Source organism: Klebsiella variicola, from assembly GCF_000828055.2.
GTDB lineage: Bacteria > Pseudomonadota > Gammaproteobacteria > Enterobacterales > Enterobacteriaceae > Klebsiella > Klebsiella variicola.
This window is the reverse complement of the sequence record NZ_CP010523.2, coordinates 2,438,134-2,456,575: the sequence shown is the minus strand read 5'-3', so window position 1 is coordinate 2,456,575 and position 18,442 is coordinate 2,438,134. Positions and strand designations below refer to the sequence as shown.

Genomic DNA, 18,442 nt, shown 5'->3' with positions numbered 1-18,442 from the left:
AGCCACCACCCTGCCTAAAATTGCGCTGAATCAATTTTGTAGTGGAGTCCTGCATGTTCGGTCTTGATGCATTCCATCTTGCGCGAATTCAATTCGCCTTTACGGTCTCATTTCATATTATCTTTCCCGCCATTACTATTGGGCTGGCCAGCTACCTGGCGGTACTCGAAGGTCTGTGGCTAAAAAGCAAAAATCCCACCTGGCGCTCGCTGTACCACTTCTGGTCGAAAATCTTCGCCGTCAACTTCGGCATGGGGGTGGTTTCCGGGCTGGTGATGGCCTATCAGTTCGGCACCAACTGGAGCGGTTTCTCTCAGTTCGCGGGGAGCATTACCGGCCCCCTGCTGACCTATGAAGTCCTGACAGCGTTCTTTCTGGAAGCGGGCTTTCTCGGGGTGATGCTCTTCGGCTGGAACCGCGTAGGGCCGGGGCTGCATTTTTTCGCCACCTGCATGGTGGCGCTGGGCACCATCATCTCGACCTTCTGGATCCTCGCCTCCAACAGCTGGATGCAGACCCCGCAGGGGTTTGAGATCGTTGACGGCCAGGTGGTGCCCGTCGACTGGCTGGCAGTGATCTTTAACCCGTCGTTCCCCTACCGCTTATTGCATATGACAGTGGCGGCGTTTCTCAGTAGCGCGCTGTTTGTCGGCGCCTCGGCGGCCTGGCATCTGCTGCGCGGCAATCAGTCGCCGGCGATCCGTAAGATGTTCTCGATGGCGCTGTGGATGACGCTGCTGGTCGCCCCCGTCCAGGCGCTGATCGGCGATATGCATGGTCTGAATACCCTGAAACACCAGCCGGCGAAAATAGCCGCCATTGAGGGCCACTGGGAAAACCCGCCGGGCGAGGCAACGCCGTTGCTGCTGTTTGGCTGGCCTGATATGGCGCAGGAGCGCACCCGCTACGGGCTTGAGATCCCGGCCCTGGGCAGCCTGATCCTCACCCACAGCCTTGATAAACAGGTGCCGGCCTTGAAGGAGTTCGCTCCTGAGGATCGCCCGAACGCAACCGTGGTGTTCTGGTCGTTTCGCCTGATGGCCGGTCTTGGCATGCTAATGCTCCTGCTCGGCGTACTGGCCCTGTGGCTGCGTCGCGGCGGCCGACTGTACCATTCCCGGCCATTTCTGCGCTTTGCGCTATGGATGGGCCCTTCAGGACTGATTGCTATTCTCGCCGGCTGGGTAACCACCGAAGTGGGCCGTCAGCCATGGGTGGTGTATGGCGTTCAGCGCACTGCAGACGCCGTTTCCGCCCACGGCGATCTGCATATGTCGGTCAGTTTATTGACCTTTATCGTGGTCTACAGCGCCGTCTTCGGCGTCGGCTACAGCTATATGCTGCGCCTGATCCGCAAGGGGCCGCAGGAGGTGCAGCCCGCGACAACCGGTACGCCAGCCCGCCCGCTGTCCGCCGCCACTGAAGGTTATCTGCAGAAGGAGTCCCGCTAATGGGTATCGAATTATCGGTGATTTGGTTCGTGATTATCGTCTTTGCCACGCTGATGTACATTGTCATGGATGGCTTTGATCTGGGCATCGGGATGCTGTTCGGCACAGTACGGGGCAGCACCGAGCGCGACGTAATGGTCAACAGCGTCGCCCCGGTGTGGGATGGCAATGAGACCTGGCTGGTACTGGGCGGCGCTGGTCTGTTTGGCGCTTTTCCCCTCGCCTACGCGGTGATAATCGACGCCCTGTCGATCCCCCTGACCCTGATGCTGATCGGCCTGATTTTTCGCGGCGTCGCCTTTGAGTTTCGCTTCCAGGCCACGCCGTCGCACCGCCCCTTCTGGGACCGTGCCTTTTTTGGCGGTTCCCTGCTGGCGACCTTCAGCCAGGGCGTGGTGGTCGGGGCGGTGATCAACGGTTTCCCGGTCAGCGGCCGAAGCTTCAGCGGCGGCATGTTTGACTGGCTGACCCCGTTCAGCCTGTTTTGCGGACTCGGGCTGTGCGTGGCCTATGCGCTGCTCGGCGCCACCTGGCTGGTGATGAAAAGCGAAGGCGCGCTGCAGCAGCGCATGCGAAGCGCATCGCGGCAGCTGCTGGTTGCCCTGCTGGCGGTGTTTGCCGTCATCAGCCTGTGGACTCCGCTGGCGCACCCGGCAATTGCCGCCCGCTGGTTCAGCCTGCCGAATCTCTATTTCCTGCTGCCGGTGCCGCTGCTGGTGATCCTCATCAGCGGCTGGCTGTGGCGTACGCTGCATCAGCGCGACCGCCATGTTTCGCCCTTCACGCTGACGCTGGGCCTGGTCTTTCTCGGCTTTAGCGGACTGGGGATCAGCATCTGGCCGCATATTATCCCGCCGGCCATCACGCTGTGGCAGGCTGCCGCTCCCCCGCAAAGCCAGGGCTTTATGCTGGTGGGCGCACTGCTGATTATTCCGGTCATTCTTGGCTACACCTGCTGGAGCTATTACGTGTTCCGCGGCAAAGTTCAGCCCGGGGAGGGATATCACTGATGCATACTGCCTGGCCTAAACGTCTGCTGTGGCTGATCGCGCTCTGGGGAGGCAGCGTACTGACGCTGGCCGCCATCAGCCTGCTGTTTCGCCTGCTGATGACGGCAGCAGGCCTTAAAGTTTGAACCAGGATGCAGAGCAATCCGAATCTGGACTTCTCCATCTTGTCTTCACTTTTGCCTGCTGAAATACGCGGACACATCAGAAGAAAGGATATTGCTATGAAGAAGTTAGCTTTACTGTCCGCCGTGATGACGCTGGGAATATCGTCATGGGCGTTCGCTGCCGACAACCCGCCACCGCCGGCAGAAAAAGGCGCGCAGCATCAGGGTAAACCGCTGGCGAAAAACGGCCAACACGATGGTAAGCAAGCGCAACACAACGGCAAGCAGCCACAACGAGATGGCAAACAGCCGCAGCATGATGGCAAACAGCCGCAGCATGGTGGCAAGCAGCCGCAGCGTGACGGCAAGCAGCCGCCAAAAGGCGGCGAGCACAGCGGGAAACCGCTGCCGCCAAAAGCATAACCCCTCAGGCCTGGCCTTCTGCGCCAGGCTTTTTTTCACCTTCTTTCAGCTGACATTGACAAACTCTTGCCCTTCTTTGAGAAGCCGAGAAAAAAACCTGCACAACGCCTGGCATAGTAAGCCCACCCCATTGATTCGCAGAGTAAAGGTATGTTGAGGAGAAGCATGAGCGCGCTGCTGTTGCTGTGCGCGCTGTTTTCAGGACATCTGCTGGCCCACCGCCAGGGGCACGATTACTTTCCGGTGCAGAGCCTCGAACAGCAGCTGCTGCACGAGGCGGACAGCGACGAGCTTCGCAGCCAGTGCGAGGAGGCCGCCGCCGATCTGAACGAGCATCACCGCTGGCAGGATGCCCGCAAACCGCGGGCGCCGCATTGCCCGTAGCGTCGCGCTGGATCAGGCTCCTTTGCGCTTCGGCAGGGTCTTCATCAGCTCATCCGGGCTGACGGAGGCGACGATGCTCCCGGGAAGCGGCATTTTGAGGATGTGGTTTTTAATCTTCCCGACGACATGCATTTCGCACGGGCGACAGTCAAACTTCAGGGTCAGCACTTCATCGCCGTGGATCAGCTGCATCGGCGTGGCTTTCCAGCTCTTGATGGAGCCTTTCGCCTGTTTCGGACAAAGATTAAACGCAAACCGCAGGCAGTGTTTGGTGATCATCACCGGCACATCGCCCTTCTCTTCGTGCGCTTCATAGGCGGCGTCAATCAGCTGCACGCCATAGCGCTGGTAAAAGGCCCGCGCCTTATGGTTATAGACGTTGGCGAGGAAGGAGAGATGGGTCTCCGGATAGACCGGCGGCGGTACGGAGACCGGCTTGCGGGTGCCGCGTTGCCAGGCGTTGAGGCGCGCTTCGTCCAGCATTTCAGCCGTTTCACGACGCAGCTGGTTGAGCAGACTGTTGGGGACAAACAGTGGCGGCAGGTTGACCTGCACGTCGCGTGGGTAGTAAATGGTCTGCCCCAGTTTTGTGACGCCGTCACGCAAATTGGCCAGCGCTTTTTCTGCCTGATTGGCTTCGGCGAACGCTCCGTCGAGAGTATGGGTCACGCTGACGCCATCTTCACAGGTCATGGTCAGAACCAGCTGTTCCTGCCAGCCGCTCAGCGTAACGTCCACGGCGATGCGGCGTTCGCTGGAAGTCTTCAGAAGCGCCTGCTGCCAGTTGTGATCGAGGTTACGGTTGAGCGCCTGGTGCGGACGCGCTTTGTGCAGATCCGCCGGCATCTCGTTCGGCCACACCCGATAGCGATTTTCGCCGGTTTTCTCCACCGTATTGGCACGGAAGCCCACCACTTCACGCTTGATCATCACGTTAAGGCCATCGCCGTTGGTTAACGGTTCGCTCACTTCGACATCAAGATGGTCTTTCCCCACCTTCAAGACTTCGCCCACCGGCAGCCCGATAAATTTCGGCGAATCAAACGCGCCGATATCGCCTTTGCGGGCATTGACGAAGTAGTCGGTACTGCCGCGATGGAAGGTTTTATCGGTAGAGGGAATGAAGAAGTGCTCGGTGCGCCCTGCCGAGGCGCGCGCCAGATCGCCGCGGTCTTCGATAATGGCATCCAGCATTTGACGGTAGTGCGCAGTGATATTTTTCACATAACTCATGTCTTTGTAACGGCCTTCAATTTTGAAGGAACGTACCCCGGCGTCGATCAGCGCCGCCAGGTTGGCGGTCTGATCGTTGTCCTTCATCGACAGGAGATGTTTTTCATAGGCCACCACCCGTCCCTGATCGTCTTTCAGGGTATACGGCAGGCGGCAAGCCTGCGAGCAGTCGCCCCGGTTGGCGCTTCGTCCGGTCTGGGCGTGCGAAATGTTGCACTGCCCGGAATAGGCCACGCACAGCGCGCCATGAATAAAGAATTCAATGGTGGCGTCGGTATGGTCATAAATAGCTTTGATCTGACTGAGATTCAGTTCACGCGCCAGCACGATCTGGCTGAAGCCGGCGTCGGAGAGAAATTTCGCTTTTTCCACGCTGCGGATATCACACTGGGTGCTGGCGTGCAGCTCAATCGGCGGCAGATCCAGCTCCATGATCCCCATATCCTGCACAATCAGCGCGTCAACGCCCGCCTCATAAAGATCGGTAATCAGCCGCTGCGCCGGCTCCAGCTCATCATCATGCAGAATGGTGTTCAGCGTGACAAAGATTTTGGCGCCATAGCGATGGGCAAAAGGCACCAGACCGGCGATGTCGCTCAGGCTGTTGCTGGCATTGTGACGAGCGCCAAAGTCAGGCCCACCGATATAAACGGCGTCGGCGCCGTGGAGGATCGCTTCGCGAGCGATACCGGCGTCGCGGGCAGGACTAAGAAGTTCAAGACGATGATTGTGCAGGCGCATACGCGTGTTGTTATCCAGTATAAGGGGGTCGAAATGGCGGCTATTGTAGTCAGAACCGGGCACAGACGAAAACCTTTTCCACCGTCGCGCGACGACGAATTTTCATTTTTCAGCAAAGTATTGACGGAAAAGATAGTTCCTTCACATCCTCGCGCAGCGTACTGTCATCTCGTATTCCGGATTTTCCTCGTCACGTTGTGAGTGGTTATCATCAGTCATCTTGTCTGGCCGCGGGTTCGCCCGCGGTTTTTTCTTTTGGATAATGGATAAGAGAATGGAAATGGGCCGCCTGAACGCCGCGGTTACGATACGCATGCGCCTCATCGCCGGCGAAGCGCCGTCCCTCCCCTGGCTGCAGTAAATGCCACTCCCCCTGTAAACAGAGATCCAGGGCGCCGCTAATCACCACCACATGTTCAATCACCCCTTTCTCATGCGGCGTCGATTCGCTCAACGCGCCGGGGGCAAGGGTTATCGAAAAATGGTCAAAGCGCAGCTCCGGGTCCCACGGGAAGACCGGGGTCACCACCATCGCCTGCTGCTGCGGATCAAAAGCGGAAGGCGCTGCGCTGGCGTCCGGAACGATAAACGCCGAAAACGGCACGTTCAGCCCGGTGGCAATCTTCCACAGCGTCGCCACCGTCGGGCTCGATTCATTACGCTCAATCTGCCCCAGCATGGCTTTCGACACCCCCGTCTCTTCTGCCAGACGCGAGAGACTCCAGCCACGCTGCTGGCGCAGGGTTTTGAGCGTTGCCGCCAGATGTTGCGCAATATTCATCCTACCTCCTGACTTGTACAGGCAAGAGTATATCCCCATTTGCCTGATTCTACAGGGCGTTTCTCGGCATATCACCGTGAGAACAGGTGTCTTACGCTCTCCACATCCGCACCTTGTGCGTTATAACGCACAGTGATAGAGTATTTGTATGTTATAACGCACAAGAGAATCCTATGCGCTCGTTTACCCTTCCTCTTCCCACTCTGTTGGCGGGTTTCGTCGCTGTACTGGTGGGCTACGCCAGTTCAGCCGCCATTATCTGGCAGGCTGCTGCGTCTGCTGGCGCTACCCCCGGGCAGATCGCCGGCTGGATGACGGCCCTTGGCCTCGCCATGGGTATCAGCACCCTTGCGCTGAGCGGCTGGCGTAAAGTTCCTGTGCTCACCGCCTGGTCAACGCCGGGCGCCGCGCTGCTGGTCAGCGGTCTACAGGGAGTCACCCTCGCCGAGGCCGTGGGGGTGTTTATCTTCGCCAACGCGCTGATCGTCCTTTGCGGCGTGACGGGCCTGTTTGCCCGGCTGATGAAGATCATTCCCCATTCACTGGCCGCCGCGATGCTGGCCGGGATCCTGCTGCGTTTCGGTTTGCAGGCCTTCGCCGGCTTACAGGACCATCTGCTGCTGTGCGGCGGCATGCTCGCCGCCTGGCTTCTCTGTAAAGCGCTGTGGCCCCGCTTCGCGGTAGTCGCCGCGCTGGTGGTGGGGGCGCTGATCGCGGCGGCCTCCGGGGACGTCGCCAGGACGGCCGTACCGCTGGCCTTCGCGGCACCGGAGTGGATCGCGCCGCAGTTTACCCCGGCGCTGCTGCTCAGTGTCGGCCTGCCGTTTTTCCTCGTCACCATGGCCTCGCAGAACGCCCCCGGGTTCGCCACGCTGCAGGCATCCGGCTACACTGTACCGGTATCGGCACTGCTCGTCGCCTGTGGAGGTCTGGCGTTGTTGCTGGCGCCGTTTGGGGTCTACTCCATCTGCATCGCGGCGATCACCGCTGCGATTTGCCAGAGTCCGGAGGCGCACCCGGATCCGCAACAGCGCTGGCTGGCGGCCATGGCCGCAGGCGGTTTTTATCTGCTGGCGGGTCTGTTCGGCGGGTCGATCACCGCTCTGATGTCGGCTTTACCCGCGGCGTGGATCCAGATGCTGGCCGGCCTGGCGCTGCTCGGCACCATCGGCGGCAGCCTGTTTCAGGCGGTACATCAGGCCAGTGAACGCGATGCGGCAGTACTGACCTTTCTGGTCACCGCCAGCGGCGTGACGCTGGCGGGAATTGGTTCGGCCTTCTGGGGCGTGGTGCTTGGTGGGGTAAGCTATGGCGTGTTATCCGCGCTGCGCCGCCCTTAGCTGGGACGGCGTCAGGCCGGTGGCCGCTTTCACCCGATGGCTGAAATGGCTGGCGGAGCTGAAGCCGCAGGCCAGCGCAATCTCCGTTAACGGCAGCGCGCTGTGGCAGAGCAGATTTTGCGCCCTGGCCATTCGCTGCTGCATCACATATTGATGCGGGGCCATATTCAACGACTGGCGGAACATGCGGGCAAAATGGAACTCACTGAGTCCCGCCTGCTGCGCCAGGTCGGCCAGGGTCAGCGGCTGATCGAGGTGGGCATCGATCCAGGCCAGCACGTGACGCTTCACGCCCGGCGCCAGCCCTCCGGTGACCGTCGGCAAACGCCACTGCACGGTGGAGTAGTGCTGGATCAGATGGGTGAGCAGTAAGCTGCTGGCGGCGCTGAGGGTCAACTGGTTCGCCGGCTGTCGCCAGTCATTGGCCAGTAAAAACTGGCGGTACACCGCGGTAATTTTGTCATCGCTGGCGAAGGTTTTTTCCTGCAGGGTGAAGTTTGCCGGGCTACGATCCCACACCTCTTCGCCGACGCGGCGCAGGTGCTCATCGGTACAGTAGAGATGCACAAAAGACAGATCGCCGCGGATATCCCAGACGCTCTCATCGCCTTTCGGCATCAGACAAAAGCGATCCGGGCCGCCGCCATTTTTCCAGCCGTGCGGCGTCTTTTGATAGCTTTCATAGCCATCGGCGACGTACAGGCTCAACGTATGGTGATCGCTGCGCACCGTCACGGTGTCGCAATTGTTGTACCAGGCGGCCAGTTGAATTCCGGAATTCAGCTCCACCGTGCCCCGCAGCACCGCGTTCTGTCGCCGTAATGTTTCAAACGTCCCGTAACCCATTGCCTTCACGCATCTGCCCGTAAAAGCTCTAGTCTAGGGAGACTCCGGCGCGGTTTCCAGTCCTCACCGCAGGCGAATGACAAATAAGCGCAAGAATTTGCAAGCCGACAACAAGCGGGTGAAAGCTGCCGGTTGCGACAGGCGGCATACTCCTCCCTTCAACAAGCAGAGGAGAGTCAGGGTGAACGCATTACTTTATGCACTCGTTGTCGTGATCTGGGGGACAACGTGGATTGCGATTTTTTTACAACAAGGGCCGGTGGCGGCGCCGGTATCCATTTTTTGGCGCTTTGCCGTGGCCAGCATCACGATGCTGACGATTCTGCTTGTCACGCGACGGCTACGGCCGCTGGGCGCGAAAGATCACTTTTGCTGCCTGCTGCAGGGCTGCTGCGTCTTCTGCTTTAATTTCTGGTGTTTTTATACCGCCGCGGCCTGGATCAACACCGGTCTGGAATCGGTGATCTTTTCCATGGCCGTACTGTTTAACGCCATTAACAGCTTTCTTTTTTTTCGCCAGCAGCCGCCGGGCCGCTTCTGGGCCGCCGCCGCACTGGGCCTCGCCGGTATCGTCACCCTGTTCTGGGATGACCTGCTGGCCAATGGGCTAAACGCCTCGCTGCTGTGGGGGATCGGTCTGAGCGCCCTGGGCACCTACGGCTTTTCACTGGGCAATATGTTCAGCATTCGCCACCAGCGGCGAGGGCTGGAAACCCTCACCACCAACAGTTGGGCGATGCTCTACGGGACGCTGGTGATGGGCGCGATCGCCCTGCTACGTGGCGATAATTTTATGCCGGAGTGGACCGTCAGCTACCTCGGCGCCCTGCTTTACCTGGCGCTGTTCGGTTCGGTCATTGCCTTTGGGGCCTATTTCACTCTGGTGGGGCGCATTGGCGCCAGCAAAGCCGCCTACAGTACGCTGCTGTTTCCGCTGGTCGCATTATCCATTTCCACCGTCTATGAAGGGTATATCTGGCACAGCAACGCCGTGATCGGGCTGGCGCTGATCCTGTTGGGTAACCTGGTAATGTTTGCCAAACCGGAACAGCTGCTGCTGCGCCGAAGGCTGGCCTGAGGAGACAGAAGAGAAACAGCGCCGTCGTCAGACGGCGCTGGCACGATTAACGCTGAGAGGGATCGAATTTGACGGCGTCGACCGCCATATCATCGATCACCTGCTTCAGAGTATCGACGGTCAGTGGCGTATTCTCATTCGCCAGGGTTTTGCCTTCCCCTTTACGAACGACCTTGATGACCGGCTTATTGGTGCTGGCGTCAATGACCTCCGCCTCAAAGTACAGATCGGTGTCCATGGTACGATGGCCGGTGGCGGCCTGGGTGCCGGCGACAATCATAGCGACCGGGATCACTTCATAGAACTGCAGCCCCTCTTTGCTGGAATCCACCCCGGTGATCGCCCCGCGGAAGATGAGGCTGCGCTTGCCGGCGGTAGTGGCCAGCGGTTTACGCTCGGAAATAGCCTGTTTCAGCTCTTTGTTGGTGTAGTTAAGAATATCCTGCAGCGCCTTTTCCCCTACCTGGGTGGTCGGCTTCGGTACCGGATAGTAGGTCACCGGGTGATAAACGATATTGTCATAGTTGGCTGGATTGAAGTTCGGATCGATCCAGCGCAGCTCCGGCTTGCCGGAGGCAGAGGTCGTTTCTTTCAAACTGGAATAATCTTTTAAGAAGCCCGAATACTGATTCGGTTGCGCCACTTTCGCCGCACAGCCGGTCAACGCCAATATTCCCGCCAGAGCGGCGACTTTCAGTAAAACGCGAGTACGCATAGAGAGATCCCTGTAAATGCAGTTTTTTTTCGGCAGACGTTATAGCAAATAGGACCCACTAGTTTTGTGACAAAAAAAGGGCTTCGTCAAGGAAGATTTATAAATATTGATAGGATGAACATTACGTTATTAAATAATCACTTAAAACAGGCAGAAGGCTGCTTTTTATCCCTCTTTTATACGGTGACTTCCTCACTTATTTTCCCTGCTCTTCACCTTACTACGCGGCGCGGGCAACGTCCTGATTCCCCACGCCGCCGCGTATCAGGCAGGCTTGCGCGCCAACAGGGTGGCGAAGCGCAGTTTGACGCGATTGCCGTTGGCGTCGGTGCGATGCAGCTCGCCGACGTCCTCATTGTATTTCAGCAGCTCCCAGCCCTGGTAATAATCACGAAGCTCATCGGGTTTAAAGGCAAACGGGAAGCCGACGGTGCAGGGATAATCTTCGGTATCCATTGCCGCCACAATCAGGTTATAGCCGCCGGCGGCGGTGCAGTGCTGCATATTGGCGATCAGGCCCGGGATGGTGTCAGGCTCCAGGAACATCATCACCACGGTGGAGAGGATCAGGTCATACTCCCCGTCAAAGGTCAGGCTATTGAGGTCTGTTACCGCGGTTCGGAGATTTTCCAGCGCCTCGGCAGCGCGAATACTTTCCAGATTATTGATGCTCACCGGATTTTTATCCCACGCCGTCACCGTGAAGCCGTTCGCCGCCAGATAAAGGCTGTTACGCCCGTTGCCACAGCCCAGATCCAGCGCCCGCCCCGGCGGCACCACTGTCGCAGCATGCAGCACCTCGGAATGGGTGCGTGTCAGGCCATATTTTTCACTAAAATAATCCGCGTCACGCGTTGTCATGATCCTTCCTTCTTATTCAGGAGTGTTTCCCGGTCGACCTGTACCAGCAGTTTCCCGCTCACCAACAGCAAAATTGTGCGCAGTAACAGCAGGCCGACAACCAGATTGCTAAAAATAAACAGCGGCATTGCCAGATGGTGAAAAAAGCCGTCCGCCCTGGCCTGGCCGAGATGCAGGCCGGTAGTGGCCAGCGCGGAAATACCGAACGAGAAGCTCCAGAAGGAAGCATTGAACGGCTGGCGAAGATACCAGGGCATCAGGCGCAGCATGAACAGTAGCTGCAGCAGGCCGTAACCAAACAGCAGCTTCGCGAAGGTATCCGCTTCCCCACCGTTGACGCTGAGCCAGGCGCTGCAGGCCACCAGCGCAGGCGCCAGTTGGATCCCCAGCGAGGTGCGCAGCGGCGTCGGCAGCTCGCCCGCGCTGCGCAGACGCTGGAGGATCGCCGGCTCGAGGCTCAACCAGGAGAAGACCCCGGCGCCGAGGAACACCAGCCCGGCGTCGGTAAATCCCAGCGCGCCGCAGGCCATCGCGCTAATGAAATTATTGGCCACCGTGGGCAGATAGAGCCCCGGCGTGGTGGCCTCGTGAGGATGCGTCCCCCGCCACAAGCCGCCACTTTGCCAGGCGGCATAGGCAAGCTGCAGCGCCACCCCCGGCACAAACAATCCCAGCGCCAGCGGTCGCCACCAGGGCACCAGCCCGATCGCCACCAGCAGCGTGGTGGCCGGAAACAGGCTGACAAAGCTGCTGCTGACCGGATGACGCATCTCCCGTAGCACGCTCGCCGGAAAGCGAATTGCCCGGCTGATAAACGCCATGCTGAGCAGAGCCCACATCGCGATCGCCAGCATCACCAGACCATCGCCGATGCTGCGGCTAACCGGCCAGAGCGTGCTGGCGTAGCGCCAGGCGAAGCCCATTCCGATGGTGCCGAGCACCATACCAAAATAGCCTGCCGGCAGGTTCAGCGCCTGCCGCGGCGTTTGCTTGCTCTTCATTTTGTTGATGATATCAATTTAATTTGAAGTTGCATTTTAAAGGAACCTTATCCCGCGCGCTACGGCGATCTTTGCTATGTTTATGTTAACCATAAGTAATGAGGATCGGGAATGCGTAAATACCGTCTCAGCGAACAGACCCGGCAGTATTGTTACCAAGAGGAGGCTGGCAAACAGAGCGTCACCCTGCGCCAGATAGTGGCGCTTATCGATTTCGCTGACGTCAAAGCAGGCAGCGAAGGCGGTTGGGTGGACGCGGAAAGCGCTCTCAGCCAACAGGGAGAGTGCTGGATCTACGATGCCAACAGCGTGGTTTTCGCCGGGGCAAGTATCCGCGACGACGCTCGCTTAACCGGGCCCTGCGTGGTCAGCCACGAGGCCGCCATCGGCGGACGGGCATGCATTCATGCCTCGCACATTAGCCATCACGCGCAGATAAGTGACAACGTCACGATTAATCATAGTCTGGTGCGCGGTTACTGTCGCCTCGCCGACGAGGCGCGTCTCCTGCCGCACTGCCAGGTGATTGCCGCCCGCGGTCTGACCGCCGATCGCGACAAAGTCCTGCAGATTTATCAGCGAGCCACCGTTAGCGCCTCGCGTATTCTTCATCAGGCGCAAATCTACGGCGATGCCTTTGTCGAGCACGCTTTTGTCGAACATCGCGCAGAAGTGTTCGACCAGGCAAGACTGGAGGGGAACGAAGAAAACGACGTCTGGGTGTGCGATAACGCCCGGGTTTATGGTCACGCGCGACTGATCGCCGGTCGCGGAGAGGATGCCATTCCCACCGTGCGCTACAGTTCGCAGGTGGCGGAGAATGCGGTGATTGAAGGCAACTGCCTGTTAAAGCACCGGGCGATGGTCGGTGGCGAGGCGCAGCTGCGCGGTGGTCCGATTCTGCTCGACGACGATGTGCTGATCCAGGGGCGGACCGTCATCATCGGCGATGTGATCGTTGAGCACCAGGTCTCCATCAATGACGAGGTGCAGATTGCCGCACAGGAGGGAGAGGCCATTCATCTGCGCGGCCCGAAAACGCTTGACGGCCAGCAGCACATCACCCGCACGCCGCTGTTAGGCGCCCTCTAGCGCCTCGTCGCGGTCAATAATGCGCGCGTAAATATTCTGATCGTCATAGCTGCCGTTCAGATACTCGGCCTGCCTGAGGCAACCTTCAAGAACGAACCCATTGCGCAACGCCACCTGGTTACTGCGGGTATTGGCCACCCGGCATTTGATCACAAACCGGCGCACCAGCCCGCTGCGGGCATAATGGTGGATAAAGGCCTGCAGGGAGCGGGAAAGCAGCCCCTGCCCCTGGTGATCTTCATCGATCCAGTAGCCGATATAGGCCGTTTTGTTCTGCGGCTCGATCTGGTTGAACGACAGGACGCCCACGAGTCGATGGTCGAGAAACAGCAAAAACATTTTGGCGTAATCCCGCTGATGCAGAATCACGTTACCCTGCACATGGCGGCGGGTCTCCTCTTCGCTGTTCACTTCGGCGGGCCAGTTGAGCGATTGCTGCAGCCAGTGGCGGTTTTTCACCACCAGCTGGTGCAGATCGCTGACGTAGCGCTCATCAATCGCGATAAGCGTCAGTGCGTCGGTCACCGGGATCGTCTCAGGTACTGCGGGAATGTCTGTAGTCATGGGGCTCTCTACTGGCCCGCAGGGGTTGCCTGCGGGCCGCGGCTGTCACGGGATTATTTCATGATCCGGTCGTCAACGTAGTTACGTTTATCCGGCGCCGGCGGGAAGTACTGATAGAGCCAGGTTTCGCTGATGGCTTCGCCCTGACAGCGCAGGAACAGGCGCATCTCCACCGGGTCGGTCGAGTCGGAGGTCGGATACCAGTCGAAGAGGATCCGGTAGCCATCGAACGGCTCGACGTAGAGGATCTCAATCTGCTTCGCTTCCCCGCTGGAGAGGGTGATCACCGGTTCAATACCGCGCGGCGCGGCGGCCTTCAGATCGCCGCCGACAAAGTCGATGGCAAAACGACGCGCCCACTTATCCGGATAGTGCTCGCCCGGCGCCCAGCCTTCCGGGAAGCCCCCCATCCCGGTGCGGGTGGCGAGCACACGCGCCAGCGGGGTGCTCACCGGCGGCTGCGCGCTCCAGTAGAGACGGTAGCGGAAGTCCAGTTCGTCGCCCGCCTTCACCGCTTTTTCCGGCTGCCAGAAGCAGACGATATTATCCAGCGTTTCGCCGGTAGTGGGGATCTCCATCAGGCTGACCGCCCCTTTCCCCCACTGGTTACGCGGCTCAACCCACAGGCTGGGGCGCTTGTTATACCAGCCCATCACGTCCTGGTAATGGGAGAAATCGCGGTCCAGCTGCAGCAGACCGAAGCCGCGCGGGTTCTTGTCCTGGAAGGCGTTGAACTGCAGCTTCTGCGGGTTATTCAGCGGCCGGCAGACCCATTCGCCGTTCCCCAGCCACATCGACAGCCGATCGGAGTCGTGGATCTGCGGGTGGATGGTATCGCACATCCGGCGCTCGTTGTTGCCGCAGCTGAACATACTGGTCATCGGCGCGATACCCAGCTGTTTGATGTCCTTGCGGGCATAAAGGTGATTTTCCACGTCCATGATGACCTGGGTATCCTGGCAATGGATGGTGAACTTGTAGGCCCCGGTGATGCTCGGGCTATCCAGCAGCGCATAAACGGTAAAGACCGTGGCGTCCCCTTTAACCGTTTCGAACCAGAAGGAGGTGAAATCAGGGAACTCTTCCGGGGTATCGGTAAAGGTGTCTACCGCCAGCCCACGAGCCGACAAGCCGTACTGGTAGGTGCTGTCTACCGCGCGGAAATAACTGGCGCCAAGGAACGCCACGATATCGCGGCGCGCCAGCTCCGGCGCTTTAAACACCCGGAATCCGGCGAAGCCGAGGTCGGACTGCCCTTCCAGCTGGCGGGTGTCGACCCCGGCGTCATTGTACTTAAACAGCTCAGGGCGGAAATGGATCTCGCGCGCCTGCTGAGTGGCGGCGTCAAGAGAGAACATCCGCACGCGGCGACGGAACCCCATCCCGACGTGGAAAAACTGGATGTCCAGTTTGCGTTCTTCGATGTTGTTCCATAGCGAGTGGTTGGCGTCATACTGGATGCTGTTATAAGCCTGCGGAGTCAGATTGGCCAGCGTCGGCGGCAGATCGCGCGGGGCGCCGCCCCATGGCTGGCGCGCCAGATCGTGGGCCATCGCCTGCAGCACGGTGTAATCGAAACGACGCGTTTGCCCGTCGGCAATACCCGCGTCTTCGGCAAAAGCGGCCTGACTGAATAAGGAAGCGACTCCTGACGTCCCGCATACGGCGGCAACAGCCATGGAAGATTTAAGAAAACGTCTGCGGTTCATGCCTGAGAAAGCGTCCTTCTGCACGGGTGAATTGATTCGCAACGCGTCATCACGCTGCGTGATAAATTCCGCCCACTCTAGACAAAAACGATTAATAATCCAATTGTTGCCCGCAGAAAAAAGGTAAAAAAGCCCTGTCTACCGGAACAACCCGTTTTTTTACTTTTCCTTCGACGTGCGGCCGGGGAAAGAACAGACTGCCGGCCGCTTTTTCGCCTGACCATTGAGCGGATAGCTCTTCCTCGCTTCGGTATATTCATCACACCTATGCCCCGCCGCCCTGCGTTTTTTTTAGGCACGATTGGCGCAAATTTCCGCCACATCCGGTGCTAACTTTTCACCGGTAACCGCTATATTTCTTCATGTTAGCGGCCAACACGGGAGAGCCGTTCGGGCTGTCCCGCCACGCTCTCCAGGGAATTCATTCAGGAGTCATGCCATGCAAGTGAAAGCAGCCGTCACGCTGGGCTACCAGCAACCTTTCGTCATCAAGGATGTCGACGTCTCCCTTCCGGGGAAGGATGAGATATTAGTGAAAATTGTCGCCACCGGGGTCTGTCATACCGACGCGGTGATGCGCGATAACCCGGGAGTGGTGCCTATGCCTGCCATCCTCGGCCATGAAGGCGCCGGGATCGTCGCCAGCGTCGGGGAGGCGGTCAGCGGTATCAGAGTCGGAGACCACGTGGTGCTCAGCTATGCCGCCTGCCACCATTGCGAAAATTGTTTAAGCAACCACCCTTCAGCTTGCGAAAATTTTAATACGCTTAATTTTGGCGGCCGACGCGAGGATGGCACCACCCCCTATCGGCTGGGCGATCAGGATCTGTCCCTGTTCTTTGGCCAGTCGTCCTTCAGCCAGTATGTGGTCACCCGCGCCAGCAACGCCGTGGTGGTCGACCCGGAGGTCGATCTCACCCTGCTCGGCCCGCTGGGCTGCGGCATCCAGACCGGCAGCGGGACGGTGCTCAACCGCCTGAAACCGGTGATTGGGGAATCGATTGTGGTGTTTGGCTGCGGCGCCGTGGGGCTCAGCGCCATCATGGCGGCGAAATTAACCGGCTGCTCTCAGATCATCGCTGTCGATATTCATGCCAGTCGCCTCGCCCTGGCGGGCGAACTGGGCGCCACCCATCAGATCAATGGCAAGGAACAGGATGCCGTGGCCCTGATCAAACAGATCACCGGCAAAGGCGCTCACTACGCGGTGGAAACCACCGGCGTATCGGCCATCGTGCTGCAGGCCGTACACGCGGTGAAACCATTAGGTACGGTGGCCATCGTCGGCTTTACCGGGGATATCACCTTTAACGTGCAGAACGATCTGATGGCGGAGGGCAAGTCGCTGGTCGGGGTGATTGAGGGTGATGCCGTCCCGGCGCTGTTTATTCCACTGCTGGTGCAGCAGTATAAGCAGGGGAAATTCCCTATCGATAAGCTTATCGTTCGCTACCCGCTGGCCGATATCAACCAGGCTTTCGCCGATTCGGCGTCTGGCAAGGTGATAAAGCCCGTGGTTGTGATGTGAGTGAATGCCGCCACCAACCGGTGGCGGCAGTTGCTCAGCCGCACCTCAGCGCATTTACTCCAGCGTCACGTGATGCTTCATCACCCGGCGAAACAGCGCCAGCCGGGCGCGCATAAAGCGATTTTCCACTTTAAAGCCGGCACGCTTATGCAGGCCAATGCGCAACAGACGATCCCGTCCGCGCAGGCACGCTGGCCAGCGTACCGCGCCGGCAAGCGCCTGGTCGCCGCTGGCGACGCGGGCAAACTGGGCCCAATAGTCAGCCACCTGAGCGGCGAAGGCCAGATCCGCTTCGCTGGCATACTGACACACCGGGTCGGTCAACCGCAGGTTATCAAACACGTAGGGCACCTCGTTGCCATGCCAGGCGCCGTGCGGATAGGTGTCATGCTCCGCCTCCGCAACATAATCAAACCAGTAGCGCCAGCACGGCTGCCCCACGCGCTGCTGCGCCTGCATCACCACATAGCCGAGGGTGGTGAAGGCCATGTCGCGGCACACTTCCCGCCCCAGCGCCTCATCGCCCTTCACGCCGGGATAAAGGAGTTTGATCAGCCCCAGTCCCAGGCGGCGCTCACGGCGCAGCTTCTGGATCTGCCCGGCGATATCGACGCCAAACACGGCCATCACGCTGGCTTCATCGCTGTTGGAGCCGATCATCACCGGCATTGGATGCTGGCGCCCGGCAAAAAAGGTCTCCAGCATCGGCTGCGGCAGCACCGCGTCGCCGACGATGGGGGCCGGCCCTGTGTTCAGCGGCGCGGTGAGCGACCAGAAGGCCTCCGCCGGGATCGCCCGCAATTCCTCAGCGCTGGCTTGCGGTAAGGCAAAGTGTTCCGCCAGCAGGCGGCCTTTCTCCAGCGCCTTCTCTCGCGGCAGGTCGGGTAACGTATACCCGCTCTGAATAATCGCTTTATGGAACAACCCTTTCGCTTTCGGCGAGGCCATCAGCGACAGCACGCTGCGCGCCCCAGCGGATTCGCCAAACAGCGTGACGTTGGCGGCATCCCCGCCGAAGGCGTGGATATTCTCCTGAACCCACTGCAGGGCGGCAATCTGATCGAGCAGCGCGAAATTATAGAGACGTTCGCCCGCCTCTTCTTCCAGCGCCGGATGGGCGAAAAAGCCGAGATGGCCCAGCCGGTAGTTGACCGTCACCACCACCACATCGCGGCTGGCTAACGCTTTGCCATCGTAAGGCGGCAGGCTGCCGGCGCCGATGGTAAACCCGCCGCCGTGCAGCCAGACCATCACCGGCAGCGGCTGCGCCGCAGCAGCAGGTGCCCAGATATTGAGATATAAGCAGTCTTCGCTGAAAGCGCCGGGATCGCCGCCGCCGAGCTCACGGCAGTAGTCAATGTCCTGCCAGCTGGCGGCGGAAAAGGCGTCGGCCTGGCGGACGCCCTGCCAGCGGGCAGGAGGCTGCGGCGCGCGCCAGCGCAGCGGGCCCACAGGCGGCGCGGCATACGGAATGCCGCGCCAGATATGGATCCCCTGCTCTGCGCTCCCGGATACGGTTCCCTGGCGGGTTTTCGCCAACGGTTTCGACGGATGTTGCATAACCTGCTCCCTGTAAGGCTG

Annotated in this window: 19 protein-coding genes; 10 read left to right on the top strand and 9 right to left on the bottom strand. The window is 59.6% G+C overall.

What is annotated here, in order from left to right:
- Positions 1-53: 53 nt before the first annotated feature.
- The 5 genes from SP68_RS11560 (at position 54) to SP68_RS11540 (ending at position 3,372) form a co-directional block, all read left to right on the top strand.
- Positions 54-1,451 (top strand): cytochrome ubiquinol oxidase subunit I, encoded by a 1,398-nt coding sequence (locus SP68_RS11560; RefSeq protein ID WP_008804678.1) that lies wholly within the window; start codon positions 54-56, stop codon positions 1,449-1,451.
- Positions 1,451-2,461: a cytochrome d ubiquinol oxidase subunit II gene (gene cydB, locus SP68_RS11555; RefSeq protein WP_012968067.1), complete on the top strand. Its 1,011-nt coding sequence runs from the start codon at positions 1,451-1,453 to the stop codon at positions 2,459-2,461. The genes SP68_RS11560 and cydB overlap by 1 nt, the downstream gene beginning before the upstream one ends.
- Positions 2,461-2,586, top strand: a complete 126-nt coding sequence (locus SP68_RS11550) for a DUF2474 domain-containing protein (RefSeq protein ID WP_002907461.1) — start codon at positions 2,461-2,463, stop codon at positions 2,584-2,586. Before cydB ends, SP68_RS11550 begins: the two co-directional genes overlap by 1 nt.
- A gap of 96 nt (positions 2,587-2,682) precedes the next feature.
- The gene (locus SP68_RS11545) at positions 2,683-2,988 is read left to right on the top strand and encodes a hypothetical protein (protein WP_023322727.1); all 306 of its coding nucleotides are present in this window, start codon (positions 2,683-2,685) and stop codon (positions 2,986-2,988) included.
- A gap of 150 nt (positions 2,989-3,138) precedes the next feature.
- On the top strand, positions 3,139-3,372 hold the full coding sequence (locus SP68_RS11540; protein WP_012541554.1) for a DUF2554 family protein: 234 nt from the start codon (positions 3,139-3,141) through the stop codon (positions 3,370-3,372).
- Positions 3,373-3,384: 12 nt separating this feature from the next.
- Here the strand turns inward: SP68_RS11540 and SP68_RS11535 are convergent, their stop codons facing one another.
- On the bottom strand, positions 3,385-5,346 hold the full coding sequence (locus SP68_RS11535; RefSeq protein ID WP_012541553.1) for a peptidase U32 family protein: 1,962 nt from the start codon (positions 5,344-5,346) through the stop codon (positions 3,385-3,387).
- A gap of 33 nt (positions 5,347-5,379) precedes the next feature.
- On the opposite strand from SP68_RS11535, the gene SP68_RS26390 reads away from it, so the two are divergent.
- On the top strand, positions 5,380-5,547 hold the full coding sequence (locus SP68_RS26390) for a hypothetical protein (protein ID WP_012541552.1): 168 nt from the start codon (positions 5,380-5,382) through the stop codon (positions 5,545-5,547).
- A 10-nt stretch (positions 5,548-5,557) separates the two neighbouring features.
- On the opposite strand, the gene SP68_RS11530 is transcribed toward SP68_RS26390, so the two are convergent.
- The gene (locus SP68_RS11530) at positions 5,558-6,127 is read right to left on the bottom strand and encodes a helix-turn-helix domain-containing protein (RefSeq protein WP_008804673.1); all 570 of its coding nucleotides are present in this window, start codon (positions 6,125-6,127) and stop codon (positions 5,558-5,560) included.
- A 173-nt stretch (positions 6,128-6,300) separates the two neighbouring features.
- Here SP68_RS11530 and SP68_RS11525 point away from each other — a divergent pair, with 173 nt between their 5' ends.
- Entirely contained in the window at positions 6,301-7,467 is a 1,167-nt protein-coding gene (locus SP68_RS11525) for a benzoate/H(+) symporter BenE family transporter (protein WP_016161181.1), read from the top strand.
- Here SP68_RS11525 and SP68_RS11520 read toward each other — a convergent pair.
- Entirely contained in the window at positions 7,444-8,313 is an 870-nt protein-coding gene (locus tag SP68_RS11520; protein WP_008804671.1) for a helix-turn-helix domain-containing protein, read from the bottom strand. The two genes, SP68_RS11525 and SP68_RS11520, sit on opposite strands and share 24 nt — an antisense overlap.
- Before the next feature lie 181 nt (positions 8,314-8,494).
- Between SP68_RS11520 and SP68_RS11515 the strand changes: the two genes are divergently transcribed.
- Entirely contained in the window at positions 8,495-9,391 is an 897-nt protein-coding gene (locus SP68_RS11515; protein WP_012968061.1) for a DMT family transporter, read from the top strand.
- Between the two features lie 46 nt (positions 9,392-9,437).
- Here SP68_RS11515 and SP68_RS11510 read toward each other — a convergent pair whose 3' ends face one another.
- The 3 genes from SP68_RS11510 to tehA form a co-directional block, all read right to left on the bottom strand.
- Positions 9,438-10,106, bottom strand: coding sequence for a DUF3313 domain-containing protein (locus tag SP68_RS11510; protein WP_004143788.1), 669 nt, complete (start codon positions 10,104-10,106; stop codon positions 9,438-9,440).
- A 264-nt stretch (positions 10,107-10,370) separates the two neighbouring features.
- Positions 10,371-10,967: a tellurite resistance methyltransferase TehB gene (gene tehB / locus SP68_RS11505; RefSeq protein WP_040968577.1), complete on the bottom strand. Its 597-nt coding sequence runs from the start codon at positions 10,965-10,967 to the stop codon at positions 10,371-10,373.
- The gene (tehA, locus tag SP68_RS11500) at positions 10,964-11,968 is read right to left on the bottom strand and encodes a dicarboxylate transporter/tellurite-resistance protein TehA (RefSeq protein ID WP_008804667.1); all 1,005 of its coding nucleotides are present in this window, start codon (positions 11,966-11,968) and stop codon (positions 10,964-10,966) included. The genes tehB and tehA overlap by 4 nt, the downstream gene beginning before the upstream one ends.
- A gap of 111 nt (positions 11,969-12,079) precedes the next feature.
- Here tehA and ydcK point away from each other — a divergent pair, with 111 nt between their 5' ends.
- A complete protein-coding gene (ydcK, locus tag SP68_RS11495; RefSeq protein ID WP_008804666.1) occupies positions 12,080-13,060 on the top strand; it encodes a YdcK family protein in 981 nt (326 codons plus the stop codon).
- Here ydcK and rimL read toward each other — a convergent pair.
- Positions 13,046-13,624 (bottom strand): 50S ribosomal protein L7/L12-serine acetyltransferase, encoded by a 579-nt coding sequence (rimL, locus tag SP68_RS11490; protein ID WP_008804665.1) that lies wholly within the window; start codon positions 13,622-13,624, stop codon positions 13,046-13,048. The two genes, ydcK and rimL, sit on opposite strands and share 15 nt — an antisense overlap.
- A gap of 53 nt (positions 13,625-13,677) precedes the next feature.
- Positions 13,678-15,333, bottom strand: coding sequence for a glucan biosynthesis protein D (locus SP68_RS11485; protein ID WP_012541545.1), 1,656 nt, complete (start codon positions 15,331-15,333; stop codon positions 13,678-13,680).
- A gap of 439 nt (positions 15,334-15,772) precedes the next feature.
- Between SP68_RS11485 and SP68_RS11480 the strand changes: the two genes are divergently transcribed.
- On the top strand, positions 15,773-16,861 hold the full coding sequence (locus SP68_RS11480; RefSeq protein WP_023340246.1) for an NAD(P)-dependent alcohol dehydrogenase: 1,089 nt from the start codon (positions 15,773-15,775) through the stop codon (positions 16,859-16,861).
- A gap of 54 nt (positions 16,862-16,915) precedes the next feature.
- Here SP68_RS11480 and SP68_RS11475 read toward each other — a convergent pair whose 3' ends face one another.
- The gene (locus SP68_RS11475) at positions 16,916-18,421 is read right to left on the bottom strand and encodes a carboxylesterase/lipase family protein (RefSeq protein WP_032730519.1); all 1,506 of its coding nucleotides are present in this window, start codon (positions 18,419-18,421) and stop codon (positions 16,916-16,918) included.
- Positions 18,422-18,442 lie beyond the last annotated feature (21 nt).